The sequence below is a fragment of the Streptomyces sp. NPDC001157 genome (genome assembly GCF_053598255.1).
In genome coordinates this window covers 1-20,710 of the sequence record NZ_JBSFJW010000043.1, presented here as the reverse complement: position 1 = coordinate 20,710, position 20,710 = coordinate 1, and the positions used below count along the sequence as shown (strand labels likewise).

The window sequence follows — 20,710 nt, the reverse complement described above, 5'->3', positions numbered from 1 at the left end:
GTACGGACGGGCGAGACCTGGGCAAAGTCTACCGGCGGTCCTCCTGGTCCCGTGGGGCCTCTCGGCGACGGGAGCGTGGAAGGACTCTTAGAGCATCCCCTATGTCGGCGACTTCCAGGACCTTCATACCCGGAGGGATCTTGCCGGGGTCGCCCGGAACGAGCGCGTGGGTGAAGCCCAGGCGGTGCGCTTCGGAGAGTCGCCGCTGGACGCCCGTGACCCGTCTGACCTCGCCCGCGAGGCCGACCTCGCCGATCGCGACCAGGTTCTTGGGCAGCGGGGTGTCGCTGGCGGCCGAGGCCAGCGCGAGGGCGACGGCGAGGTCGGCGGCGGGCTCGGAGAGCTTCACCCCGCCGACCGTCGCGGAGTAGATGTCCCGCTTGCCGAGCGCGCTGATCCGGCCGCGCTGCTCCAGGACGGCGAGCATCATCGAGACGCGGGAGGTCTCCAGCCCCGAGGTCGTGCGGCGCGGGGAGGGGATCTGCGAGTCGACCGTGAGCGCCTGGACCTCGGCGACCAGCGGGCGGCGGCCCTCCAGGGTGACCGTCAGACAGGTGCCGGGGACCGGTTCGTCACGTCTGGTCAGGAAAAGTCCGCTCGGGTCGGCGAGGCCCGTGATGCCCTCGTCGTGCAGTTCGAAGCAGCCGACCTCGTCGGTGGCGCCGTAGCGGTTCTTGACGCCGCGGACCAGCCGCAGGCGCGCGTGCCGGTCGCCCTCGAAGCTCAGGACGACGTCCACGAGGTGTTCCAGGAGCCGGGGCCCGGCGATGGCCCCGTCCTTGGTGACATGGCCCACAAGGAGGGTGGACATCCCGCGCTCCTTGGAGGCGCGGATGAGCGCGCCGGCCACCTCGCGCACCTGCGCCATGCCGCCGGGGGCGCCGTCGATCTCCGGGGAGGCCACGGTCTGCACGGAGTCGAGGATGAGGAGCGACGGCTTGACCGCGTCCAAGTGGCCGAGCACGGCGGCCAGATCGGTCTCGGCGGCGAGGTAGAGGTGATCGTGGATGGCCTTGATGCGGTCGGCGCGCAGCCGCACCTGGCTCGCCGACTCCTCACCCGTGACATACAGCGTGCGGTGCTCGTCGCTCGCCGACTTCGCCGCCACGTCCAGCAGCAGCGTCGACTTGCCCACGCCGGGCTCGCCCGCCAGCAGCACCACCGCACCGGGCACGAGCCCGCCGCCGAGCACCCGGTCCAGTTCGGGCACACCGGTCGAGCGGGCGGCGGCCTGGCGCCCGTCGACCTGGCCGATGGGCACCGCGGAGGTGGTGACGCGCCCCGGCGTCGTCGTACGGACCGCGGGCGCGCCGTACTCCTCGATCGTCCCCCAGGCCTGGCACTCGGGGCAGCGACCGAGCCACTTGGCCGTCTGCCAGCCGCACTCCGTGCAGCGGTAGGACGGGCGGTCCTTGGTGGACTTGGTACGGGCAGCCATGCCGAGAACCGTAACCGAGCCCACTGACAACTCCGGCCGGCCCGGGCACGGACGCTCGCCGGGCACCGTCCGAGCACATGATCCGACACTCCGCGAACCGGCCACCGCCGTCGGTAACCAGCCACGGAACAAGCGGTTCCTGTACCCGATTGAGGGATCGTTTCACCCGTATGGATTAAAAGTGCTCAAGGGGGAAGAAGGGGCCATCCCGAGCCGCCTACGGTCCACGGATGAGCAGCAGCCCGGAGACCTCGCCCCGCATCACCGGCGCAGACCAGGCGCGCCGGGAGGCACGTGACCGTGCCGCTGCGCGCACGCTCGCGCAGCGGCCCCCCGGGCGTTACGAGCCGTATCTGGACGGGCTGTTCACCTACTGCCTGTCGGTGCTGTGCGACCACGACACGGCGACCGCGGCCCTGGGTGAGGCCCTCGCGCTCGCCGAGAAGCGCCGCGGCCCCCAGGCGCCGGGGGACCGCCGCGCCTGGCTGTACGCGCTGGCCCGCTGGGCCTGTCTGCGCAAGCTGACGGAGGCCAAGCAGAAACGTCAGAGCACGCACGCGGCAGGCCGGCACAGTGCCGGGAAGCAGCGGGTGATGGAGCCCCCCGTCGCCGAGGAGACCCAGGAGGAGCGCCGCCGCGAACTCGCCCTGCTGGCCTGGCCGGAGGCCGCCGGCACCAGCCCGGAGCAGCGCGAGGCGCTCGAACTCGCCGTACGCCACCACCTCGCCGCCCACGAGGTCGCCGCCGTACTGGGCCTCGGCCCTGCCACCGCCCGCGAACTGCTGGCCTCCGCCGCCTGCGAGGTGGAGCGCACGCGCGCGGCCCTCGCCGTCGTCGAGACCGGTGGCTGTCCGAACGTCGCCCGGCTCACCGGCGACAACCAACTGGTGCTCAGCTCGGCCCTGCGCAAGGAGCTCGTCCGGCACGTCGACGACTGCCCGCGATGTCGGCGCAGCGCCGAGCGCGCCATTCCCGGGCGCTGGCCCGGCGCGATGATCACACCCGCCGAACTGCCCGTCCTGGAGGCTCCCCGCGCGGCCCTGCACATGGCGGTCACGCATCAGCCACGCGCGCGTGGCGGCGCCGTTCCCCGGTTCGACCGGCGCGGCTTCCCGATGGACCCCAAGGACCGCGCCGCCCGCCGCGACCGCCTACGCGCGCGTGCCGTCACGACGACGGTCGTCGCCACCGTGGTGGCGGCCCCCGTGTTCGCCCTGTGGGCCGCGTACCGGGGCTCACCGGCCGAGGGCACGGACGGCCGCTCCGCCACCGCCAGCGAGGCGCACGGCCCGCTCAGCCTCGGCGGCGAGGCGTCCGGCGGCGGCTACGAGAACGCCGGCAACGCCAGCCTGCGGCCCGGCGGCCCCTTCGGGAGAGGCCACCGGCGGCCCGACATCTCCGTGGAGGTCATCAGCGTCACCGGCATCAGCGGGAAGGGCGCAGGACACCTCCAGGTGTCGGCCGGCCACGACAGCGACACCACGCTCGTCACCCTCACCGCGACCGGGCCCGCGCCCGTGCACTGGTCCGCGTCGACGGGAGCCGCCTGGCTCTACCTCAGCCGGTCCTCGGGAACGCTCGCGCCCGGCGAATCGTTGACGATCAAGGTGCACGTCGACCATCTGCGCGAGCCGTCCGGCCCATGGAGCGCACGGGTGGCCGTCTCGCCGTCCGGGGCCGTCGTCTCCATCGAGGGCTTCGGCGCCGCGCCCGGCCCGACCGCCCCGGGGCCGAGCAGCCCCGGCACCCCGCCGCCCTCGTCCGCCCCGGAACCGACCCCGACGCCCTCGGACCCCACGCCGAGTGCCCCGCCCTCGTCCCCCGAGCCCACCCCCACCGACTCCGCCCCGTCCGACCCGACGGGCTCGACACCACCGCCCGCCGACAGCGGGAGCCCGAGCCCCACGTCGTCGTGAGCGCAGCCCGCGTCAGTCGACCGGGTCCGCCGGATGCGGCGCCAGCAGGGGCAGCTGCGCGGCCAGGCGCTGCTCGCACAGCTCCACGAGGCGGTCGTAGCCGGCCTTGCCCATCAGCTCGGTCAGCTCCGCCCGGTAGGACACGTACACCGGGTCGCCCGCGCCGTGCGCCGAGGTCGCCGACGTGCACCACCAGTGCAGATCATGGCCGCCCGGGCCCCAGCCACGGCGGTCGTACTCGCCGATCGACACCTGCAGCACCCGGGTGTCGTCGGGCCGGTCGATCCAGTCGTACGTCCGCCGCACCGGCAGCTGCCAGCACACGTCCGGCTTGGTCTCCAGCGGCTCGCGGCCCTCCTTCAGGGCCAGGATGTGCAGCGAGCAGCCCGCGCCGCCCGCGAACCCGGGCCGGTTCTGGAAGATGCAGGAGCCCTGGAAGGGACGGGTCTGGCGGTCGCCGTCCTCGTCCTCGGACACCCAGCCGTGCGCCCTGCCCTCGTCGTGGTGCTGCCAGATCTCGGGCGTGAGCCTCGCCACATGCCCGGCGACGCGCTGCTCGTCGTCCTCGTCGGAGAAGTGGGCGCCCAGCGTGCAGCACCCGTCGTCCGCACGGCCCGCCTGGATGCCCTGGCAGCCGCTGCCGAAGATGCAGTTCCAGCGAGAGGTGAGCCATGTCAGATCGCACCGGAAGACCTGCTCGTCGTCCGCCGGATCCGGGAACTCCACCCACGCGCGCGCGAAGTCGAGTCCCTTCTCGTCCGCTTCCCTGGCCTTCTTCGACAGCTTGGCCGACTGCGCCGGCTTCACCTGCGAAGACCCCTTGGCGGACTTGGCGGCCTTGTCGTCCTTCGCCCTTTTCGTCTTTGGCACAGGACCAGCGTACGGCTCTCGCGGTGCCATCCCATACGGAGCACCGCCCAGGTGGCAGTAGCGTTCCGTACATGAGACTCGGTGTCCTCGACGTGGGATCGAACACGGTGCATCTGCTGGTGGTGGATGCGCACCCGGGCGCGCGCCCGCTGCCCGCGCACTCGCACAAGGCGGAACTGCGCCTTGCCCAACTGCTCGACGAGAGCGGAGCGATCGGCCCTGACGGGGTCGACAAACTGATCGCCGTTGTCCACGAGTGCCTACAGGCCGCCGAGGACAAGGGCGTCGAGGACGTGCTCCCCTTCGCGACCTCCGCCGTGCGCGAGGCCAGCAACGCCGATGACGTCCTCGCGCGCGTGCAGGCCGAGACCGGCGTCGAACTGCAGGTCCTGACCGGCGCGGAGGAGGCCCGGCTCACCTTCCTCGCCGCCCGCCGCTGGTTCGGCTGGTCCGCGGGCAAGCTGCTCGTCCTCGACATCGGCGGTGGCTCCCTGGAGATCGCCTACGGCATCGACGAGGAGCCCGACGCCGCTGTCTCCCTCCCGCTGGGCGCCGGCCGCCTCACCGCCGGCTGGCTCCCCGGCGACCCGCCGGACCCGGAGTCGATAAGGGCCCTGCGCCGCCATGTGAGGGCCCAGATCGCCCGCACGGTGGGCGAATTCAGCCGCTTCGGCGCCCCCGATCACGTCGTGGCGACGTCGAAGACCTTCAAGCAGCTCGCTCGTATCGCGGGCGCGGCCCGCTCCACGGAGGGCCTCTACGTCCAGCGCGACCTCAAGCGCGAGTCCCTGGAGGCCTGGGTCCCCCAGCTGGCAGGCATGTCGGCGGCCCAGCGCGCAGAACTCCCGGGCGTGAGCGAGGGCCGAGCGGGCCAGCTGCTGGCGGGCGCCTTGGTGGCAGAGGGTGCGATGGACCTGTTCGGGGTGGAGAGCCTGGAGATCTGTCCCTGGGCCCTGAGGGAGGGCGTGATCCTCCGCAAACTGGACCACATGGGCTCGGCGTAAGCGCCCCATAGGGGCGCGGGGAACTGCGCGACAAGACACAACGAAAGCCGCACCCGCCCGTGGCGAACCCCACAACGGCGAATAGGCGCACCGCAGACGACCCACCGCACCCCGTAACCTGTCGGCATGGCGGAGCCAGTCTGCATCCCGGATGCGAAGGTCGCGCTGTCCACGGCCTCCGTGTACCCGGAGTCCACGGCGACGGCCTTCGAGATCGCCGCGCGCCTCGGGTACGACGGCGTCGAGGTCATGGTGTGGACCGACCCGGTCAGTCAGGACATCGAGGCGCTGCGCAGACTCAGCGACTACCACCGCATCCCGATCCTCGCCGTGCACGCCCCCTGTCTGCTCATCACGCAGCGGGTGTGGTCCACCGACCCGTGGACCAAGCTCCAGCGCGCCCAGGCGGCCGCCGAGAAGCTGGGGGCGACCACGGTCGTCGTCCACCCCCCGTTCCGCTGGCAGCGCCAATACGCCCGTGACTTCGTCACCGGAATCTGGCGCATGGCGAACGAGACGGACGTGCGGTTCGCCGTCGAGAACATGTACCCCTGGCGCTACCGCGACCGCGAGATGCTCGCGTACGCCCCCGACTGGGACGTGACGAAGGAGGACTACCGCCACTTCACGATCGACCTCAGTCACAGCGCCACGGCCCGCTCCGACGCGATGCACATGGTCGACCGCATGGGAGACCGCCTCGGCCATGTCCACCTCGCCGACGGCAGGGGATCGGCGAAGGACGAGCACCTCGTCCCCGGCCGCGGCAACCAGCCCTGCGCCGAACTGCTGGAACGTCTCGCCCTGACCGGCTTCGACGGCCATGTCGTCATCGAGGTCAACACCCGTCGCGCCATGTCCGGCGCCGAACGCGAGGCCGATCTGGCGGAGGCGCTGGCCTTCACCCGCCTCCATCTCGCCTCCGCGGTGAGGGTGCCCAGACCGTGACCGAGGCCCCCGACCCGACCGCTCGGCGCCGCGGCCGCCGTCCCCGCACGGAGTCCGCCGACACCCGGGACCGCATCCTGACCGTGGCCCGTGAGGAGTTCTCCGAGCGCGGGTACGAGAAGACGTCCGTACGGGGCATCGCGAAGGCGGCCGGCGTGGACTCGGCGCTGGTGCACCACTACTTCGGCACCAAGGAGCAGGTCTTCGAGGCCGCGATCGAGGTCGCCTTCGCACCCGCGCTGAACGCGCCGGAGGCGCTCGCCGAAGGTCCGATGGACGGCGTCGGCGAGCGGCTCACCCGCTTCATCTTCGGCATCTGGGAGAACCCCACGACCCGTACGCCCCTGCTGGCGATCGTGCGCTCCGCCGTCAACAACGAGGCCGCGGCCGCCGTCTTCCGCCGTCTGATCGCCTCGCAGCTGCTGCGCCGCATCGCCGCCCAGTTGGACCGGCCGGACGCGGAACTGCGTGCCGAGCTGGCGGCCGCGCAGCTGGTGGGGTGCGCGATGCTGCGCTACGTGATCAAGGTGGAGCCGCTGGCGTCGGCGGACGTCGAGCAGATCATCGCGCGGGTGGCGCCGGTGGTGCAGGGGCACCTGGCCCGGCCCTGACGCCCCCGCGAGGACCTCCTGCCCTCTGAACGAGACGTGCATCCCGCATTCCGGACACAGTGTCCATCCCTTGGAGCAACGGGCGTACGCTCGACTCAGTCAGAACTCTCCGAAGGAGCGAGCGACGATGCCCGAGCTGAGGTCCCGCACAGTCACCCACGGCCGCAACATGGCGGGCGCCCGCGCCCTTATGCGCGCCTCCGGTGTACCCGGCGCGGACATCGGCCGCAAGCCGATCATCGCGGTCGCCAACTCCTTCACGGAGTTCGTGCCGGGCCACACCCATCTGCAGCCGGTCGGCCGGATCGTCTCCGAGGCGATCACCGAGGCGGGCGGCATCCCGCGCGAGTTCAACACGATCGCCGTGGACGACGGCATCGCGATGGGGCATGGGGGAATGCTCTACTCGCTCCCGTCCCGCGACCTGATCGCGGACTCGGTGGAGTACATGGTCGAGGCGCACTGCGCCGACGCCCTGATCTGCATCTCCAACTGCGACAAGATCACCCCGGGCATGCTGAACGCGGCCCTGCGCCTGAACATCCCGACGGTCTTCGTCTCCGGCGGCCCGATGGAGTCCGGCCGCGCCACGCTCGTCGACGGCACGGTCCGCACGCTCGACCTCGTGGACGCGATCTCCGACGCCGTGAACGACAAGATCTCGGACGAGGACATCCTCCGTATCGAGGAGAACGCCTGTCCGACCTGCGGCTCCTGCTCCGGCATGTTCACCGCCAACTCGATGAACTGCCTGACCGAGGCCATCGGCCTCTCCCTGCCCGGCAACGGCTCGGTCCTGGCCACCCACACGGCCCGCAAGCAGCTGTACGTCGACGCGGCCCGCACGGTGATGGACATCACCCGCCGCTACTACGAGCAGGACGACGAGACCGTCCTGCCGCGCTCGATCGCGTCCTTCTCCGCCTTCGAGAACGCGATGGCACTCGACATCGCGATGGGCGGCTCGACCAACACGATCCTGCACCTGCTGGCCGCGGCCCAGGAGGCGGGCGTCCCGTTCGGCCTGGAGGAGATCAACGAGGTCTCGCGCCGCGTGCCGTGCCTCGCGAAGGTCGCTCCGAACGTCGCGAAGAACCGCACGTACTACATGGAGGACGTGCACCGGGCCGGCGGCATCCCGGCCCTGCTGGGTGAGCTGCACCGCGCCGGTCTCCTCAACGAGGACGTGCACGCGGTGCACAGCCCGTCCCTGTCGGACTGGCTGAAGACATGGGACGTGCGAGGCGGCTCCCCGTCCCCCGAGGCCGTGGAACTGTGGCACGCGGCCCCCGGCTGCGTCCGCTCCGCCGAGGCCTTCTCCCAGTCCGAGCGCTGGGCGGCGCTGGACGAGGACGCGGCCGAAGGCTGCATCCGCTCCGCCGAGCACGCGTACTCCAAGGACGGCGGCCTCGCGGTCCTCAAGGGCAACCTCGCCGTCGACGGCTGCGTGGTCAAGACGGCCGGCGTCGACGAGTCGATCTGGACCTTCGAGGGCCCCGCGGTCGTCTGCGAGTCGCAGGAGGAGGCCGTCGAGAAGATCCTCAACAAGCAGGTGACCGACGGCGATGTCGTCGTCATCCGCTACGAGGGCCCCAAGGGCGGCCCGGGCATGCAGGAGATGCTCTACCCGACGTCCTTCCTCAAGGGCCGCGGCCTCGGCAAGACCTGCGCCCTGATCACGGACGGCCGCTTCTCCGGCGGCACCTCGGGCCTGTCGATCGGCCATGCCTCCCCGGAGGCCGCCTCCGGCGGCACGATCGCGCTCGTCGAGGACGGCGACCGCATCCGCATCGACATCCCGAACCGCACCATCGAGCTCCTCGTCGACGACGCCGAGCTCGCCCGTCGCGAGCAGGCCCTGGGCGGCGTCTACGCGCCCAAGAGCCGCGAGCGGAAGGTGTCGGCGGCGCTGCGGGCCTACGCGGCGATGGCGACCAGCGCGGACAAGGGCGCGGTGCGGGACGTTTCGAAGCTGGGCTGAGGCCGAAGCAGGGCTGAAGTTTTGCGGGGCCGCCTTTCGGGCGGCCCCGCTTTTTTGTGGGCTGCTACCAGGCGGACGGCTTGCGAGCGTCCACGGCGAAGACGGTCCCGTCGGGAGCGGCGGCGTAGACACGGCCGTCGGCGAGGACGGGTTCGGGCACCGTGCCGACGACCTGGCCCGGGTTCGCACCCGGTCGAGCCGGGGTCTGCCCGACGAGCCGCCCGCCTGCGGCGTCGACTGCGAGCAGTCGCCCGTCGGCGGTCGTGAGGTACACATGATTGCCGTCGGCGACCGGTACCGAGCCTCGGCTCACCGACGTCTCCAGGTGCCAGAGCCGCTTACGTGCCCGCATGTCGACGGCGTCCAGCGCACCGTCGGCGGCCAGGACATAGACGACGTTCCCGCGCACGGTCGCCCGGGCGTCGGGGCGGGCGACGGGGAGCGCCACGCGTCGCGACGACTTGGACGCCGGGGTGTATCGGACGACGGCGTCCGTGTCGCCGTAGACCTTGTTGGTGGAGAGGAAGAAGACGGAGCCGTCGTCGGCGCCGACGGGCTCCAGGTTTCCGCTCAGGCGTGTGGCCCAGCGCACGGTGCCGGTGGCCGGGTCGACGGCGGTGACGCGTGTGCTCGACGCCTCGGCGGAGGGGCTCCATGCATACGCCGGTCCGTCACTGGTGAACGAGGCGAAAACCGGCAGGCTCTGGCCCGGTATCCGCCGGTGCCACTTCGTGTCGCCCGTCGCGGCGTCCACGCCGGAGACCGTGCCGTCGGGGCGGGTGAGCAGGAGCATCCCGCCGACAGGCTGGATCGCAGTGTGTGTCGTCTTCCGCTGCCAACTCGCGCTGCCCGAGGCGGGATCGAGCGCTTCGAGCTGTGGACCCTGGTCCAGTTGAGGCTGCACGAGACCACCTGCGAGGACCGGTGGCTTGCTCCTGTGCGTCGCAGCGACGGAGTGTCGCCACAGCAGGCTGCCGTCGGACGGATCGAGAGCGAAGACAAGCCCTGATCGGGCACAGATCAACTCCCCTGCCCCGGAGGAACACTGGGGCGTGCCCCCGCCCGAGGAAACGGGCTTCGCCTCCCAGCCGTCGACTGCGGCTGACGCTCGCGGCGCAGTCCCGCCCTTCGCGTGGTGACGGCCCGTGTCGAGGAAGGGGATCGAGGCGAGCGCGCCGACCGCGAGGAGGCCGACGCCGACCGCGGCCAGGACGCCCAGCCTGCGGGAGCGTCCCGCAGGCCGTCGTTCCGGAGCCTCGGGCTCGGGTCCGGGCACGTCGGCGGTGCGTTGTGCGGGTATGAACGCCTGGGTGTCGTACGAGGCTGCCACCGACCGCAGTTCGCGCATCAGCTCGTCGGGCGTCGGCCGGTCCTCGGGCTCCTTGGCCAGGCAGCGCAACACCAGCGGCGCGAGGTTCTCCGGTACTCCGGTCAGGTCCGGCTCGTCGTGCACGACCTGGTAGGCGACGACGTACGGGCTGTCGGAGTCGAACGGGCCCCGTCCTGTCGCCGCGTGCACCAGCACGGACCCGAGCGCGAAGATGTCGGCGGCGGGTCCGACCTCCCGGGGACGGCGGAACTGCTCGGGCGCCATGAAGGGCGGCGTACCGATCAACTTGCCGGTCTCGGTGCGCAGTTCACTGTCCTTTGGCCGAGAAATACCGAAGTCGATGACCTTCGGTCCGTCCTCGGCGAGCAGCACATTGCTCGGCTTCAGATCCCGGTGCACGACCCCGACCCGGTGAATGTCGCGCAGTGCCTCGGCCAGTCCGGCCATCAGGCGGCGCAGCTGAGCCGGGGGCATGGGGCCATTCCGCTTCACATGATCGGAGAGGGTCGGCCCAGGAATGAACAGCGTGGCCATCCAAGGCCGTTCCGCCTCCGGATCGGCGTCGACAACGGACGCGGTGAAGGCACCACTCACCCTGCGGGCAGCGGCCACCTCTTGCCGGAACCGTCCCCTGAACTCGGGATCCTTGGCGAATTCCGCGTGTACGACCTTCACCGCAAGCTTCATCCCCGAGGTGCTGCGGGCCAGGTGCACCACACCCATTCCACCTGATCCGAGGCATGACTCCAGACGGTAGTGACCGGCGTACTCGGGAAGTTCCGCTTCCGCGCCCGCTCCGGTGTTGCGCTCAGGCGCCATGGGACCACCCCCGTACTGTTCGTCCGCGCGCGCGACGCACGGAGCCTAATCGATGACTCGTACGAGGCAGAGGCGGCGTGCTAGCTTCCGCGTGCAAGATGCGCACATGCGTTTCATGGCGTGTTTTAGGGGAATCAATGGGGCCCCATGGCAGTCATGGGGACCAACGGGGGAGGCTTTTCATGTCTGTTGACCGTGCAGAAGAGACAGCGAGCGCCGAGGGGACCGAGGCCCTGACGGCCACCGCGACGGTCCGCTACTACTCGGTCGCGCCGGGCGTGCGACTCAACGTCCGCAGCGGCCCCGGCACGAGCTACGGCATCGTGCGCGTCCTGCCCGAGGGCGCGAAGGTGCCGATCTACTGCCAGACCCCCGGCACGTCGGTGACGGGCCCGTACGGCACGAGCAACGTCTGGGACAACATCAGCAACGGCCAGTACGTCTCGGATGCGTACGTACTCACCGGCAGCGACGGCTATGTCGCCGACCGGTGCGCCTGATCCAGCAAACCACCGTGCGCTGTTACGACGTTGCGCCGGGCCTCCGGCTCAACGTCCGCAGCGGCCCGGGCACCCAGTACAGCATCGTCCGTATTCTGCCCGAGGGCGCGAAGGTGCCGATCTACTGCCAGACCCCGGGCACGACGGTCTCCGGCTACTACGGCGCGTCGAACATCTGGGACAACATCGACGACGGCCAGTTCGTCTCAGCACGAACGTGCACACCGGCAGCGACGGCTGCACAGCCTCCCGCTGCGTCTGATCCCCGAAGGGAGCCCGCGCCCACCCCGGAGCCATAATCGTCCCGTGAGCGACGAAAACGGCACCCAGGACACCGCGGGCTCCCCGACCGGCCCCCGCCCAGACGCCCTCCGCTTCTTCGGCACCACCTGGGTGAACCACGACAACGGGTACGGCCTCCGCCGGATCGGAGCAGCCGTCGGCTCCCTCACCGCCGCAGTCGCCGCCTGCCTGGTCCTGCGCCTCGCCTACCAGGGCCTCCAACTCGCCGCCACCGGCGCCTTCGTGAACATCCTCATCGTCGCCATGTTCGCGATCTGCAGCGCCCTTGCCTTCCGCAACACCTGGGACTCCTTCACCCGTCGCCCCGACCCCGCCCGCCAGGCCTCCCTCCGCGGCCTGCTGGCCATCGGCTTCGTCGGCTCCCTCCTCGCGTACTTCTTCCGCTCCCTCACCGAGGCTCCGGGCGAGAACCTCCACCGTGAGGAGTACGAGGCGGCCCTCAGGCAGCACGAGAAGCTCAGCACGCGCCGCACCGGCAACCCGTCGAAGAAGCGCCGCCGCTCCTGAGACCTGCTTCCGGATCAGCCCCGCTGCCGGTTCAGAACCAACGCCTTCTCACCAAAAACTCGCTGCCCCCTGCACCCACCCCGGGCCACCATGGCCTCATGACCGCCTCCTCGCAGCCCACCCGCGCGCACTCCTTCAACGCCGCCGCAGCCCAGTACGCGGCCAACCGCCCCTCCTACCCACCGGCCCTCTTCGACGCCATCGAGGACCTGGCCGGCCGCCCCCTCCAGGGCGCCCGGGTCGCGGACATCGGCGCCGGCACGGGCATCGCGACCGCGCTGCTGGCCGCCCGCGGCGCGGACGTCGTCGCCGTGGAGCCCGGCGAGGGCATGGCGGTCGAGTTCCGCCGCGCCCACCCCGGCCTCCCGATCGTCCGGGGCAACGGCAACGAGCTGCCGCTCGCCACCGCCTCCGCCGACCTCCTCACCTACGCCCAGGCCTGGCACTGGACCGAGCCCGCCCGCTCGGTCCCGGAGGCCCTGCGTGTGCTGCGGCCGGGCGGAGCGCTGGCCCTGTGGTGGAACACCACCGACCTCGACGTCCCATGGCTGGCTGCCCAAGCCGGCCGCCTGGAGCGGCACTTCGGCATCAGGCGCGAGGTCGACAGGACCGGCAACGGAGCCCCCACCGCTCTCGCCGACCCGACTGGCGCCCTCGACTTCACCCGCCGTCACGTCCGCTGGAGCCGCCCGGTCACCGTCGACACGCACCTCGCCAACATCGGCAGCCACTCGATGTTCCTCGTCCAGACCGAGGAACGCCGGGCGGCCATCCTCGGCGAGGAGCGCGACCACCTGCTCGCCGCCTTCCCGGACGGGATCGTCGAGGAGACCTACGTCGTCGACCTGCTCGTGGCCACCAACTCATGACCCCGCGCGGCGGCCCACCCCTCCAGGGCCGCCGCACACGCATGGTCCACATGCCGCAGCCCACCCAACTCCAGCCGCACCTCCCGATCGGGCGGCAGTGCCTCCAACGCGTCCAGCAGCTTCGGCAGCCGCAGGAACGTCGCATGCCCCAGCACTCGTACGACGATCCCCGCCTCGCCCCGGTCCTCGGTCTCCACATGCACATGGCTGATGTCCCATGCCGTCTTCGCCACGGCCAGCGTCAGCCCCACCAACACCCCCTCCAACAGGTTCCCCAGCACGATCGCCCCAGCAGTCACCGCCAGCACCACCACCTCCCCGCGGTGCTCGCGCCACAGCACCCGCGCCTCCCGCACCGGCACGAGCCTGCACCCGGCGTGCACCAGCAGCGCGGCCAGCGCCGCCACCGGAATCAGCCCGAGCACGCCGGGCAGGACGACCGTGAACAGCAGCAGCCACGCCCCGTGCAGCACCCGCGAGGCCTTGGTCCGCGCCCCGGCCTGCACATTCGCCGCACTCCGCACGATCACCGCCGTCATGGGCAGGGCCCCCAGCACCCCGCACACCGCGTTCCCCGCGCCCTGAGCCATCAGTTCACGATCGAAGTCCGTCCGCGGCCCCCGGTGCATCCGGTCCACCGCCGCCGCGCTGAACAACGACTCCGCCGACGCGATCAACGCGAACGCCAAAACAGTCCCGATCACCCCCACTTCCGTAAGCCGTCCGAAGTCCGCCGCCTCCGGCACCCGCACCGCATCGACGAGCCCCCGCACCTCGACCCGCCGCACATCCAGGCCGAACACCCCGGTCACCGCCGACACCACCGCCACCGCGACCAACGGCGCAGGCACCACCCGCGCCCCCCTGCGCCAACGCGGCCACAGCAGCAATACGGCAATAGTGGCACCCGCCACTGACAACGCCCCCGGATCCACCCGCCCAGGCAGCCACACCAGCCCGGCGATCTTCCCCAGCCCGCTGGCCGGCGCGGCCGCGTCGCCCATCGCATACACCTGCCCGGCGACCAGAAGCAGCCCGATCCCGGCGAGCATCCCCTGCACCACGGCCACGGACACGGCCCGGAACCACCGCCCGAGCCGCAGCGCCCCGAGCCCCAGCTGCACCAGCCCGGCCCCGAACACCAGCACGCCGAGCGTCTGGAGGCCGTACGTGTCGACGGCCTCGTAGACGAGCACCGTCAGCCCCGCCGCCGGCCCGCTCACCTGCAGGCTGCTGCCGGGGAGCGCCCCGGCGACGAGCCCGCCGACGATCCCGGTGACCAGCCCCAGCTCGGCGGGGACTCCGGAAGCCATGGCCACGCCCACACACAGCGGCAGTGCGACCAGGAAGACGACCAGCGAAGCGAAGAGATCGGCCTTGCGTATGCGACAGCGCATGACAACAGCACCTCCGTCGGTGAGTGGAGATGCGTGGGCGCCGAGCCGGGGGAGGGCACGGCGAAGTGAAATCCATTGTCAGGAAAGGGAGTTGGTTCCGCATCCGGTTGGTGTTTCCGGCCGGTGAATGCGGAGGCACGCCAACCGGACTCCCCACCTCCGATCACGCCGCCACGCGCCTGCGCCACCGCACGCACCCCCTGGGGGAATCGCTTGACGGCATGGCCACCCCGGAGCATTATTCATCGCATGATGAATTATCCCGAAGGCCGCTCCGCGGATCCCCCTTCCGCCCCTGCTCCCGCTGTCCGAGCCGAAGGCCTCACCGTCGTCCGAGGCCCCCGCACCGTCCTGCGCGGCCTCGACTTCACCGTCCCGCGCGGCCAGATCACCGGCCTTCTCGGCCCCTCCGGCTGCGGCAAGTCGACCCTCATGCGCTCGATCGTCGGCACCCAGGCCAAGGTCACCGGCACCCTGGAGGTCCTGGGCAGCCCGGCCGGCCACCCCACCCTCCGCACCCGCATCGGCTACGTCACCCAGGCCCCCTCCGTCTACGACGACCTGACGGTCCGCCAGAACCTCGACTACTTCATGGCGATCCTCACCCCGGGCCTCCCCCACGCTCGAACGCGCTCGCGCGGGGGCACCCCCGTCACCCCCGACCGCCGCGACGAGATCGACCGCGTCCTCACCGACGTCGATCTCACCTCCCACGCCGACGCCCTCGCCGGCAACCTCTCCGGCGGCCAGCGCAGCCGCGTCTCCCTGGCAGTCGCCCTGCTGGGCACCCCCGAACTCCTGGTCCTCGACGAACCCACCGTCGGCCTGGACCCGGTCCTCCGCCGCGACCTGTGGGCCCTCTTCCACTCCATCGCCGCCGACCGCGGCGCGACCCTCCTCATCTCCTCCCACGTCATGGACGAGGCCGAGCGCTGCCACCGCCTCCTGCTGATGCGCGAGGGCGAGATCCTCGCCGACGACACCCCCGACGCCCTGCGCACCCGCACCGGCTCCGAAACGGTCGAGGCGGCCTTCCTGCACCTGGTCGACGAGGCGGCCACCGCCGCCCACGAGAAGGAGACCACCCGATGAGTACGACGACGACCACGACCGGTACGACAACACCCGCCCCCACCGGTGCCCTGAACGCCTCCCGCACCGCCGCCACCGCGGCCCGGGTCCTGCGCCAGCTCCGCCACGACCCGCGCACCATCGCGATGATGATCCTCATCCCCTGCGTGATGCTGTTCCTGCTCCGCTACGTCTTCGACGGCAGCCCGCGCACCTTCGACAACATCGGCGCATCACTCCTCGGCATCTTCCCCCTCATCACGATGTTCCTGGTCACGTCCATCGCCACCCTGCGCGAACGCACCTCGGGCACCCTCGAACGCCTCCTCGCGATGCCGCTGGGCAAGGGCGACCTGATCGCGGGCTACGCCCTCGCCTTCGGCACCCTCGCGATCATCCAGTCAGCCCTGGCCACGGGCCTCGCGGTCTGGTTCCTGGGCCTGGACGTCACGGGCAGCCCCTGGCTGCTTCTCGTGGTGGCCCTCCTGGACGCCCTCCTCGGCACAGCCCTCGGCCTCTTCGTCTCGGCCTTCGCCGCGTCCGAATTCCAGGCGGTCCAGTTCATGCCGGCCGTGATCTTCCCCCAACTCCTCCTCTGCGGCCTCTTCACCCCTCGCGACAACATGCACCCGGCCCTGGAAGCGATCTCCGACGTCCTCCCCATGTCCTACGCCGTGGACGGCATGAACGAGGTCCTCAAACACACGGACATGACCGCCAACTTCGTACGGGACGCCCTGATCGTGGCGGGCTGCGCACTGCTCGTACTCGGCCTGGGAGCCGCAACACTGAGGCGAAGGACAGCGTGACCGGGCGGGCCGGCACGGTGGATGCCCGGCAGGCGCTTTCAGCCCGTCCGGCGTTTGAGGAGGAGGCCGTTCAGGCCGATCGGGGGTGTCCAGGGGCGGAGCTCCTTGGCGGGGCCGCAGGGGCAGCGCCCCTGGGACGGACGGGTAGGGGCGGCGGGGGCGAGAAAATCCCGCCGGCCACTCGCAGGCCAACATCCCGCCCACCGGACACCCAAGCCACCCACCCACCCCCGGTGCGACGATGTACCCCGGACGACGCACCCCCGGAGGGCACCCCAGCCATGACCCAGAAAGTCGCAGTCCTCGGCACCGGCAAGATCGGCGAAGCCCTGCTCAGCGGAATGATCCGCGGCGGCTGGGCCCCCGCCGACCTTCTGGTCACCGCCCGCCGCCCGGAGCGAGCCGAAGAACTCCGCACCCGCTACGGCGTCACCGTGGTCACCAACCCGGAAGCCGCCAAGACCGCCGACACCCTGATCCTCACGGTCAAGCCGCAGGACATGGGCACCCTTCTCGACGAACTCGCCCCCCACGTCCCCGCCGACCGCCTGGTCATCAGCGGAGCCGCCGGCATCACCACCGCCTCCATCGAGGACCGCCTCGCCACCGGCACCCCGGTCGTCCGCGTCATGACGAACACCCCCGCCCTCGTCGACGAGGCCATGTCCGTCATCTCCGCCGGCACCCACGCCACCGCCGACCACCTCGCCCACGCCGAGGAGATCTTCGGCGCCGTCGGCAAGACGCTCCGCGTCCCCGAGTCCCAGCAGGACGCCTGCACCGCCCTCTCCGGCTCCGGCCCGGCGTACTTCTTCTACCTGGTCGAAGCCATGACGGATGCCGGCATCCTCCTCGGCCTGCCCCGCGACAAGGCCCACGACCTGATCGTCCAGTCCGCGATCGGCGCCGCGACGATGCTCCGCGACAGCGGCGAACACCCCGTCAAGCTCCGAGAGAACGTCACGTCCCCCGCGGGCACGACCATCAACGCCATCCGCGAACTCGAGAACCACGGTGTCCGAGCCGCCCTCATCGCCGCCCTCGAAGCCGCCCGCGACCGCAGCCGCGAACTCGCCTCCGGCAAGAAGGACTGACACCCGCCGGGGGCGGTCACCCCGCCGCGTCCACCACCTCCTTCGTGGCCACCACACGCGCAAAACCGCCCCCCTGCAGCGACACCGCCGACGCCTGCGCAATCTCGTCGGCACTGCGCCGCCAGCCGAACGGCCCCTCCAGATCGAAGGTGTACGTCGCGTCATACGCGACCAGCACGTCGTAACCCAGATTCCCGCCCATCCGAGCGGTCGTCTCCACGCACATATTGGTCTGGATCCCGGCCACCACGATCTGCGAGATGCCCTCCGCCTTCAGCCAGGCGTCCAGGTCCGGCGTCCCGTAGAAGGCCGAGTTCACGGTCTTCGTGATCAGCAGCTCAGCACCCCCGGCCCCCTTCCCCCGCCGACGCTCCACGTACTCCTTGAACTGGTTCCCCTCGTACCCCGGCCGCAGCGGCGACCGGGGCTTCGACGAGTCATGCCGTACGAAGACGACCGGCCGCGCCGTCGCCTGCCACACGTCGATGAGGGAAGCGATGTTGTCATCGGCCTCCGGGTTGTTCCGCGGTCCCCAGAAGTCGGCCTCGTCGAAGCCCTTCTGCACGTCCACGACAACCAGCGCTGCGTTCTCTGCGATCTCCATGCCCACGATCCTGCCGCCGGGAGCCCGCCCACCCCAGCGGGTGAAAAGCCAGCGATCGATGGTTTACTGCCACCCATGGGAAACGCGGAGAACGCAGCAGAGGACACATACCGCGTCGCCCTCGTCGCCTTCCCCGGCATCCGCGCTTTCGACGTCTCGGTCATCACCGAGGTCTGGGGCAGCGACCGCACCGACCGCGGCGCCCCCTCCTTCGACCTGCGCCGAGTCGCCGGCGACACCACCACCCCCATCCCCATGCGCGGAGGCCTGACCCTCCACCCCGACCGCACCCTCAGCTGGCTGTCCCGCGCCGACCTGATCGTGATCCCCGGCCTCGACGACCACCTCACACCCGCGCCCACCCCCGTCCTCGACGCCCTTCGCCGCGCGCACGCCCGCGGCACCACCATCGCGGCCCTCTGCGGCGGCGCCTTCACCCTCGCCCAGGCCGGGCTACTCGACGGCCGCCGTGCCATCACCCACTGGAACCTCGTCAGCCTTCTCCGCGCACACCACCCCCAAGTCACGGTCGTACCCGACGCTCTGTTCATCAAGGACGACAACCTCTGGACGGCAGCCGGGACCGCAGCCGGCATCGACCTCTGCCTCCACCTCGTCCGCCAGTCCCACGGCGCCGAAGCCGCAGCCACCATCGCCCGCTCCATGGTCACCGCCCCCTTCCGCACCGGCACCCAGGCACAGTTCATCGAGCACCCCACCCCCCGCGCGGACCGCGACGCCGACACCCTGGCCGCCGTACGCGAGCACGCCCTGCGCCACCTCCACGAACCACTCACCGTCGCCGACCTGGCCGCCCACGCGGGCATGTCCCCACGCAGCTTCGCCCGCCATTTCACGGCGCAGACCGGTACGCCCCCGCTCCGCTGGCTCCTCGACCAGCGCATCGCCGCAGCGCAGAAACTCCTCGAACGAACCGACCTGCCCATGCCCGAAGTAGCCCGCAGCGCCGGCTTCGGCAGCGAGGTCACAATGCGCCAGCACTTCGCATCGCGCCTCGCCACCAGCCCGCGCGCCTACCGAGCCGCGTTCAGCACCACACCCGCACCGGTATCAGACGCAGCCGGCAGCAACCCGATCGCGCGATAAGCGGCATCCACGGTCGGCCGGGCCAACGCCCGAGCCCTCTCCGCACCATCCCGCAGCACCCCCTCCACATAGCCCGGATCAGCGCACAGCGCCCTGTGCCTTTCCTGTACGGGCCTGAGGAGCTCGACCACGGCCTCTGCGGTGTCCTTCTTCAAGGACCCGTACGACTCATATACACCGCTCAAGGCCTCCGGGTTCCCACCCGTGCACGCCGCCAGGATCTCCAGCAGATTCGTCACCCCGGGCCGCTCCTCCCGGTCGTACACGATCTCCCGCTCACTGTCCGTCACAGCCCGCATGATCTTCTTCCGCACGACATCCGGCTCGTCGAGCAGGTAGACGATCCCCGGCCCGGAGTCGTCCGACTTCCCCATCTTCGAAGTCGGTTCCTGCAGGTTCATGACCCTCGCCGCGACCGCGGGAAGCGTGGCCTTCGGCACGACGAACGTATGCCCGTACCGCTGGTTGAACCGCACCGCCAGATCCCGCGTCAGCTCCACATGCTGCGCCTGGTCGTCCCCCACCGGCACCTCGTCGGCCCCGTACACCAGGATGTCCGCCGCCATCAGCACCGGATACGTCAGCAGGGACAGCCGCACACTCCCACCCCGCTCGCGCTCGCGAGCAGCCTTCTCCTTGTACTGGATCATCCGCCGCATCTCACCGTCGGTCGCCACGCACTCGAGGACGTACGACAGCCGCGCGTGCTCATCGACATGACTCTGTACGAACACGGTGCACAGCGCCGGATCGAGACCCACAGCCAGCAACAACGTCGCCGCCTGGTGACTGAGCCTGCGCACCCGGGCCGGATCGTGGTCCACGGTCAGCGCATGCAGATCGACGATGCAGAACAGCGCATCCGCCCGGTGCTGGTCCACCGCGGCCCACTGCCGCATGGCTCCCAGGTAGTTCCCCAGCGTCAGGTGCCCCGTCGGCTTGACCCCGCTGAAAACCCGCGTCATCTCTTCTCCACTCCCAGGTCGAGACCGCCCGTCCCGGCGGCCGGCCCTCAGGAGCCCTGGAGGGAGAAACGAGAACGGCCGCCGAGGCGGCGGCCGTTGAACGCATACGTGAGTACGGCCGCCGTCAGGCGGCCCACCACTGCTGGGTGCACGTACGCGTAGTCATGCCACTCAGCGTACGCCTCCCGGGTGCCGCCCGGAGGCGAGTTGACACACCCCCGCGCGCTACGTAGTGTTCTCCGAGTTGTCCGACGTGAGCGCCGACTGCGGTCGGTCCCCGGACAGCCACTTCGCAAGTACCTACCACTACTCGACGACCAGTCGATCTGTCTGGCGTCGCTTTATTGGCATGCGTATTTGCGAATTGAGGAATCCACGTTCGAAAGGACGCGGACCCCGATTAGCTCGGGAGCCGGGAATCCGCTAAAGTCTCACTCGTCGGAACGGCCCAACGGCCGGGAGGACAGCCCCCCTGACTGGGAGTCAGGCCCGAAAGGATCTGATAGAGTCGGAACCGCCGGAAAGGGAAACGCGAAAGCGGGAACCTGGAAAGCGCCGAGGAAATCG

Annotated in this window: 18 protein-coding genes and 1 pseudogene; 13 read left to right on the top strand and 6 right to left on the bottom strand. The window is 70.9% G+C overall.

Going from position 1 to position 20,710, the window contains the following annotated elements:
* Positions 1-28: 28 nt before the first annotated feature.
* On the bottom strand, positions 29-1,438 hold the full coding sequence (gene radA, locus ACWDAG_RS41525) for a DNA repair protein RadA (protein WP_450700753.1): 1,410 nt from the start codon (positions 1,436-1,438) through the stop codon (positions 29-31).
* Positions 1,439-1,668: 230 nt separating this feature from the next.
* On the opposite strand from radA, the gene ACWDAG_RS41520 reads away from it, so the two are divergent.
* Positions 1,669-3,354 carry a BACON domain-containing protein gene (locus tag ACWDAG_RS41520; RefSeq protein ID WP_450700752.1) on the top strand — a complete coding sequence of 562 codons (1,686 nt, stop codon included), beginning with the start codon at positions 1,669-1,671 and terminating at the stop codon, positions 3,352-3,354.
* Between the two features lie 12 nt (positions 3,355-3,366).
* On the opposite strand, the gene ACWDAG_RS41515 is transcribed toward ACWDAG_RS41520, so the two are convergent.
* The gene (locus ACWDAG_RS41515; RefSeq protein ID WP_450700751.1) at positions 3,367-4,224 is read right to left on the bottom strand and encodes a hypothetical protein; all 858 of its coding nucleotides are present in this window, start codon (positions 4,222-4,224) and stop codon (positions 3,367-3,369) included.
* A 71-nt stretch (positions 4,225-4,295) separates the two neighbouring features.
* Between ACWDAG_RS41515 and ACWDAG_RS41510 the strand changes: the two genes are divergently transcribed.
* From ACWDAG_RS41510 to ilvD, 4 genes are all read left to right on the top strand, one after another.
* On the top strand, positions 4,296-5,228 hold the full coding sequence (locus ACWDAG_RS41510) for a Ppx/GppA phosphatase family protein (RefSeq protein ID WP_450700750.1): 933 nt from the start codon (positions 4,296-4,298) through the stop codon (positions 5,226-5,228).
* A gap of 126 nt (positions 5,229-5,354) precedes the next feature.
* Positions 5,355-6,176 carry a sugar phosphate isomerase/epimerase family protein gene (locus ACWDAG_RS41505; RefSeq protein ID WP_030942693.1) on the top strand — a complete coding sequence of 274 codons (822 nt, stop codon included), beginning with the start codon at positions 5,355-5,357 and terminating at the stop codon, positions 6,174-6,176.
* Positions 6,173-6,787, top strand: coding sequence for a TetR/AcrR family transcriptional regulator (locus ACWDAG_RS41500; RefSeq protein ID WP_450700749.1), 615 nt, complete (start codon positions 6,173-6,175; stop codon positions 6,785-6,787). The genes ACWDAG_RS41505 and ACWDAG_RS41500 overlap by 4 nt, the downstream gene beginning before the upstream one ends.
* A 127-nt stretch (positions 6,788-6,914) precedes the next feature.
* Positions 6,915-8,768: a dihydroxy-acid dehydratase gene (gene ilvD, locus ACWDAG_RS41495; protein ID WP_450700748.1), complete on the top strand. Its 1,854-nt coding sequence runs from the start codon at positions 6,915-6,917 to the stop codon at positions 8,766-8,768.
* A gap of 64 nt (positions 8,769-8,832) precedes the next feature.
* Here the strand turns inward: ilvD and ACWDAG_RS41490 are convergent, their stop codons facing one another.
* Positions 8,833-10,917 (bottom strand): serine/threonine-protein kinase, encoded by a 2,085-nt coding sequence (locus ACWDAG_RS41490; protein WP_450700747.1) that lies wholly within the window; start codon positions 10,915-10,917, stop codon positions 8,833-8,835.
* Between the two features lie 182 nt (positions 10,918-11,099).
* Between ACWDAG_RS41490 and ACWDAG_RS41485 the strand changes: the two genes are divergently transcribed.
* The 4 genes and pseudogenes from ACWDAG_RS41485 to ACWDAG_RS41470 all read left to right on the top strand — a co-directional run bounded on the left by ACWDAG_RS41485 (position 11,100) and on the right by ACWDAG_RS41470 (position 13,096).
* Positions 11,100-11,417, top strand: a complete 318-nt coding sequence (locus ACWDAG_RS41485) for an SH3 domain-containing protein (protein ID WP_450700746.1) — start codon at positions 11,100-11,102, stop codon at positions 11,415-11,417.
* Positions 11,408-11,679 (top strand): annotated as a pseudogene (locus ACWDAG_RS41480) (SH3 domain-containing protein). The gene ACWDAG_RS41485 and the pseudogene ACWDAG_RS41480 overlap by 10 nt, the downstream one beginning before the upstream one ends.
* A gap of 44 nt (positions 11,680-11,723) precedes the next feature.
* Positions 11,724-12,227 (top strand): EamA/RhaT family transporter, encoded by a 504-nt coding sequence (locus ACWDAG_RS41475; RefSeq protein ID WP_450700745.1) that lies wholly within the window; start codon positions 11,724-11,726, stop codon positions 12,225-12,227.
* A 98-nt stretch (positions 12,228-12,325) separates the two neighbouring features.
* Positions 12,326-13,096, top strand: coding sequence for a class I SAM-dependent methyltransferase (locus tag ACWDAG_RS41470; RefSeq protein WP_450700744.1), 771 nt, complete (start codon positions 12,326-12,328; stop codon positions 13,094-13,096).
* Here ACWDAG_RS41470 and ACWDAG_RS41465 read toward each other — a convergent pair.
* Positions 13,060-14,493 carry a SulP family inorganic anion transporter gene (locus tag ACWDAG_RS41465; protein WP_450700743.1) on the bottom strand — a complete coding sequence of 478 codons (1,434 nt, stop codon included), beginning with the start codon at positions 14,491-14,493 and terminating at the stop codon, positions 13,060-13,062. The genes ACWDAG_RS41470 and ACWDAG_RS41465 overlap by 37 nt on opposite strands.
* Positions 14,494-14,742: 249 nt before the next feature.
* Between ACWDAG_RS41465 and ACWDAG_RS41460 the strand changes: the two genes are divergently transcribed.
* From ACWDAG_RS41460 to proC, 3 genes are all read left to right on the top strand, one after another.
* A complete protein-coding gene (locus tag ACWDAG_RS41460; protein WP_450700742.1) occupies positions 14,743-15,585 on the top strand; it encodes an ABC transporter ATP-binding protein in 843 nt (280 codons plus the stop codon).
* Positions 15,582-16,373, top strand: coding sequence for an ABC transporter permease (locus tag ACWDAG_RS41455; protein WP_450700741.1), 792 nt, complete (start codon positions 15,582-15,584; stop codon positions 16,371-16,373). Before ACWDAG_RS41460 ends, ACWDAG_RS41455 begins: the two co-directional genes overlap by 4 nt.
* Positions 16,374-16,654: 281 nt before the next feature.
* Positions 16,655-17,467, top strand: coding sequence for a pyrroline-5-carboxylate reductase (proC, locus tag ACWDAG_RS41450; RefSeq protein WP_450700740.1), 813 nt, complete (start codon positions 16,655-16,657; stop codon positions 17,465-17,467).
* 16 nt (positions 17,468-17,483) lie between these two features.
* Here the strand turns inward: proC and ACWDAG_RS41445 are convergent, their stop codons facing one another.
* Positions 17,484-18,071 carry a cysteine hydrolase family protein gene (locus ACWDAG_RS41445; protein ID WP_450700739.1) on the bottom strand — a complete coding sequence of 196 codons (588 nt, stop codon included), beginning with the start codon at positions 18,069-18,071 and terminating at the stop codon, positions 17,484-17,486.
* 75 nt (positions 18,072-18,146) lie between these two features.
* Here ACWDAG_RS41445 and ACWDAG_RS41440 point away from each other — a divergent pair, with 75 nt between their 5' ends.
* The gene (locus tag ACWDAG_RS41440; RefSeq protein WP_450700738.1) at positions 18,147-19,178 is read left to right on the top strand and encodes a GlxA family transcriptional regulator; all 1,032 of its coding nucleotides are present in this window, start codon (positions 18,147-18,149) and stop codon (positions 19,176-19,178) included.
* On the opposite strand, the gene trpS is transcribed toward ACWDAG_RS41440, so the two are convergent.
* Positions 19,106-20,143 carry a tryptophan--tRNA ligase gene (gene trpS / locus ACWDAG_RS41435; RefSeq protein ID WP_450700737.1) on the bottom strand — a complete coding sequence of 346 codons (1,038 nt, stop codon included), beginning with the start codon at positions 20,141-20,143 and terminating at the stop codon, positions 19,106-19,108. The genes ACWDAG_RS41440 and trpS overlap by 73 nt on opposite strands.
* Between the last annotated feature and the right edge of the window lie 567 nt (positions 20,144-20,710).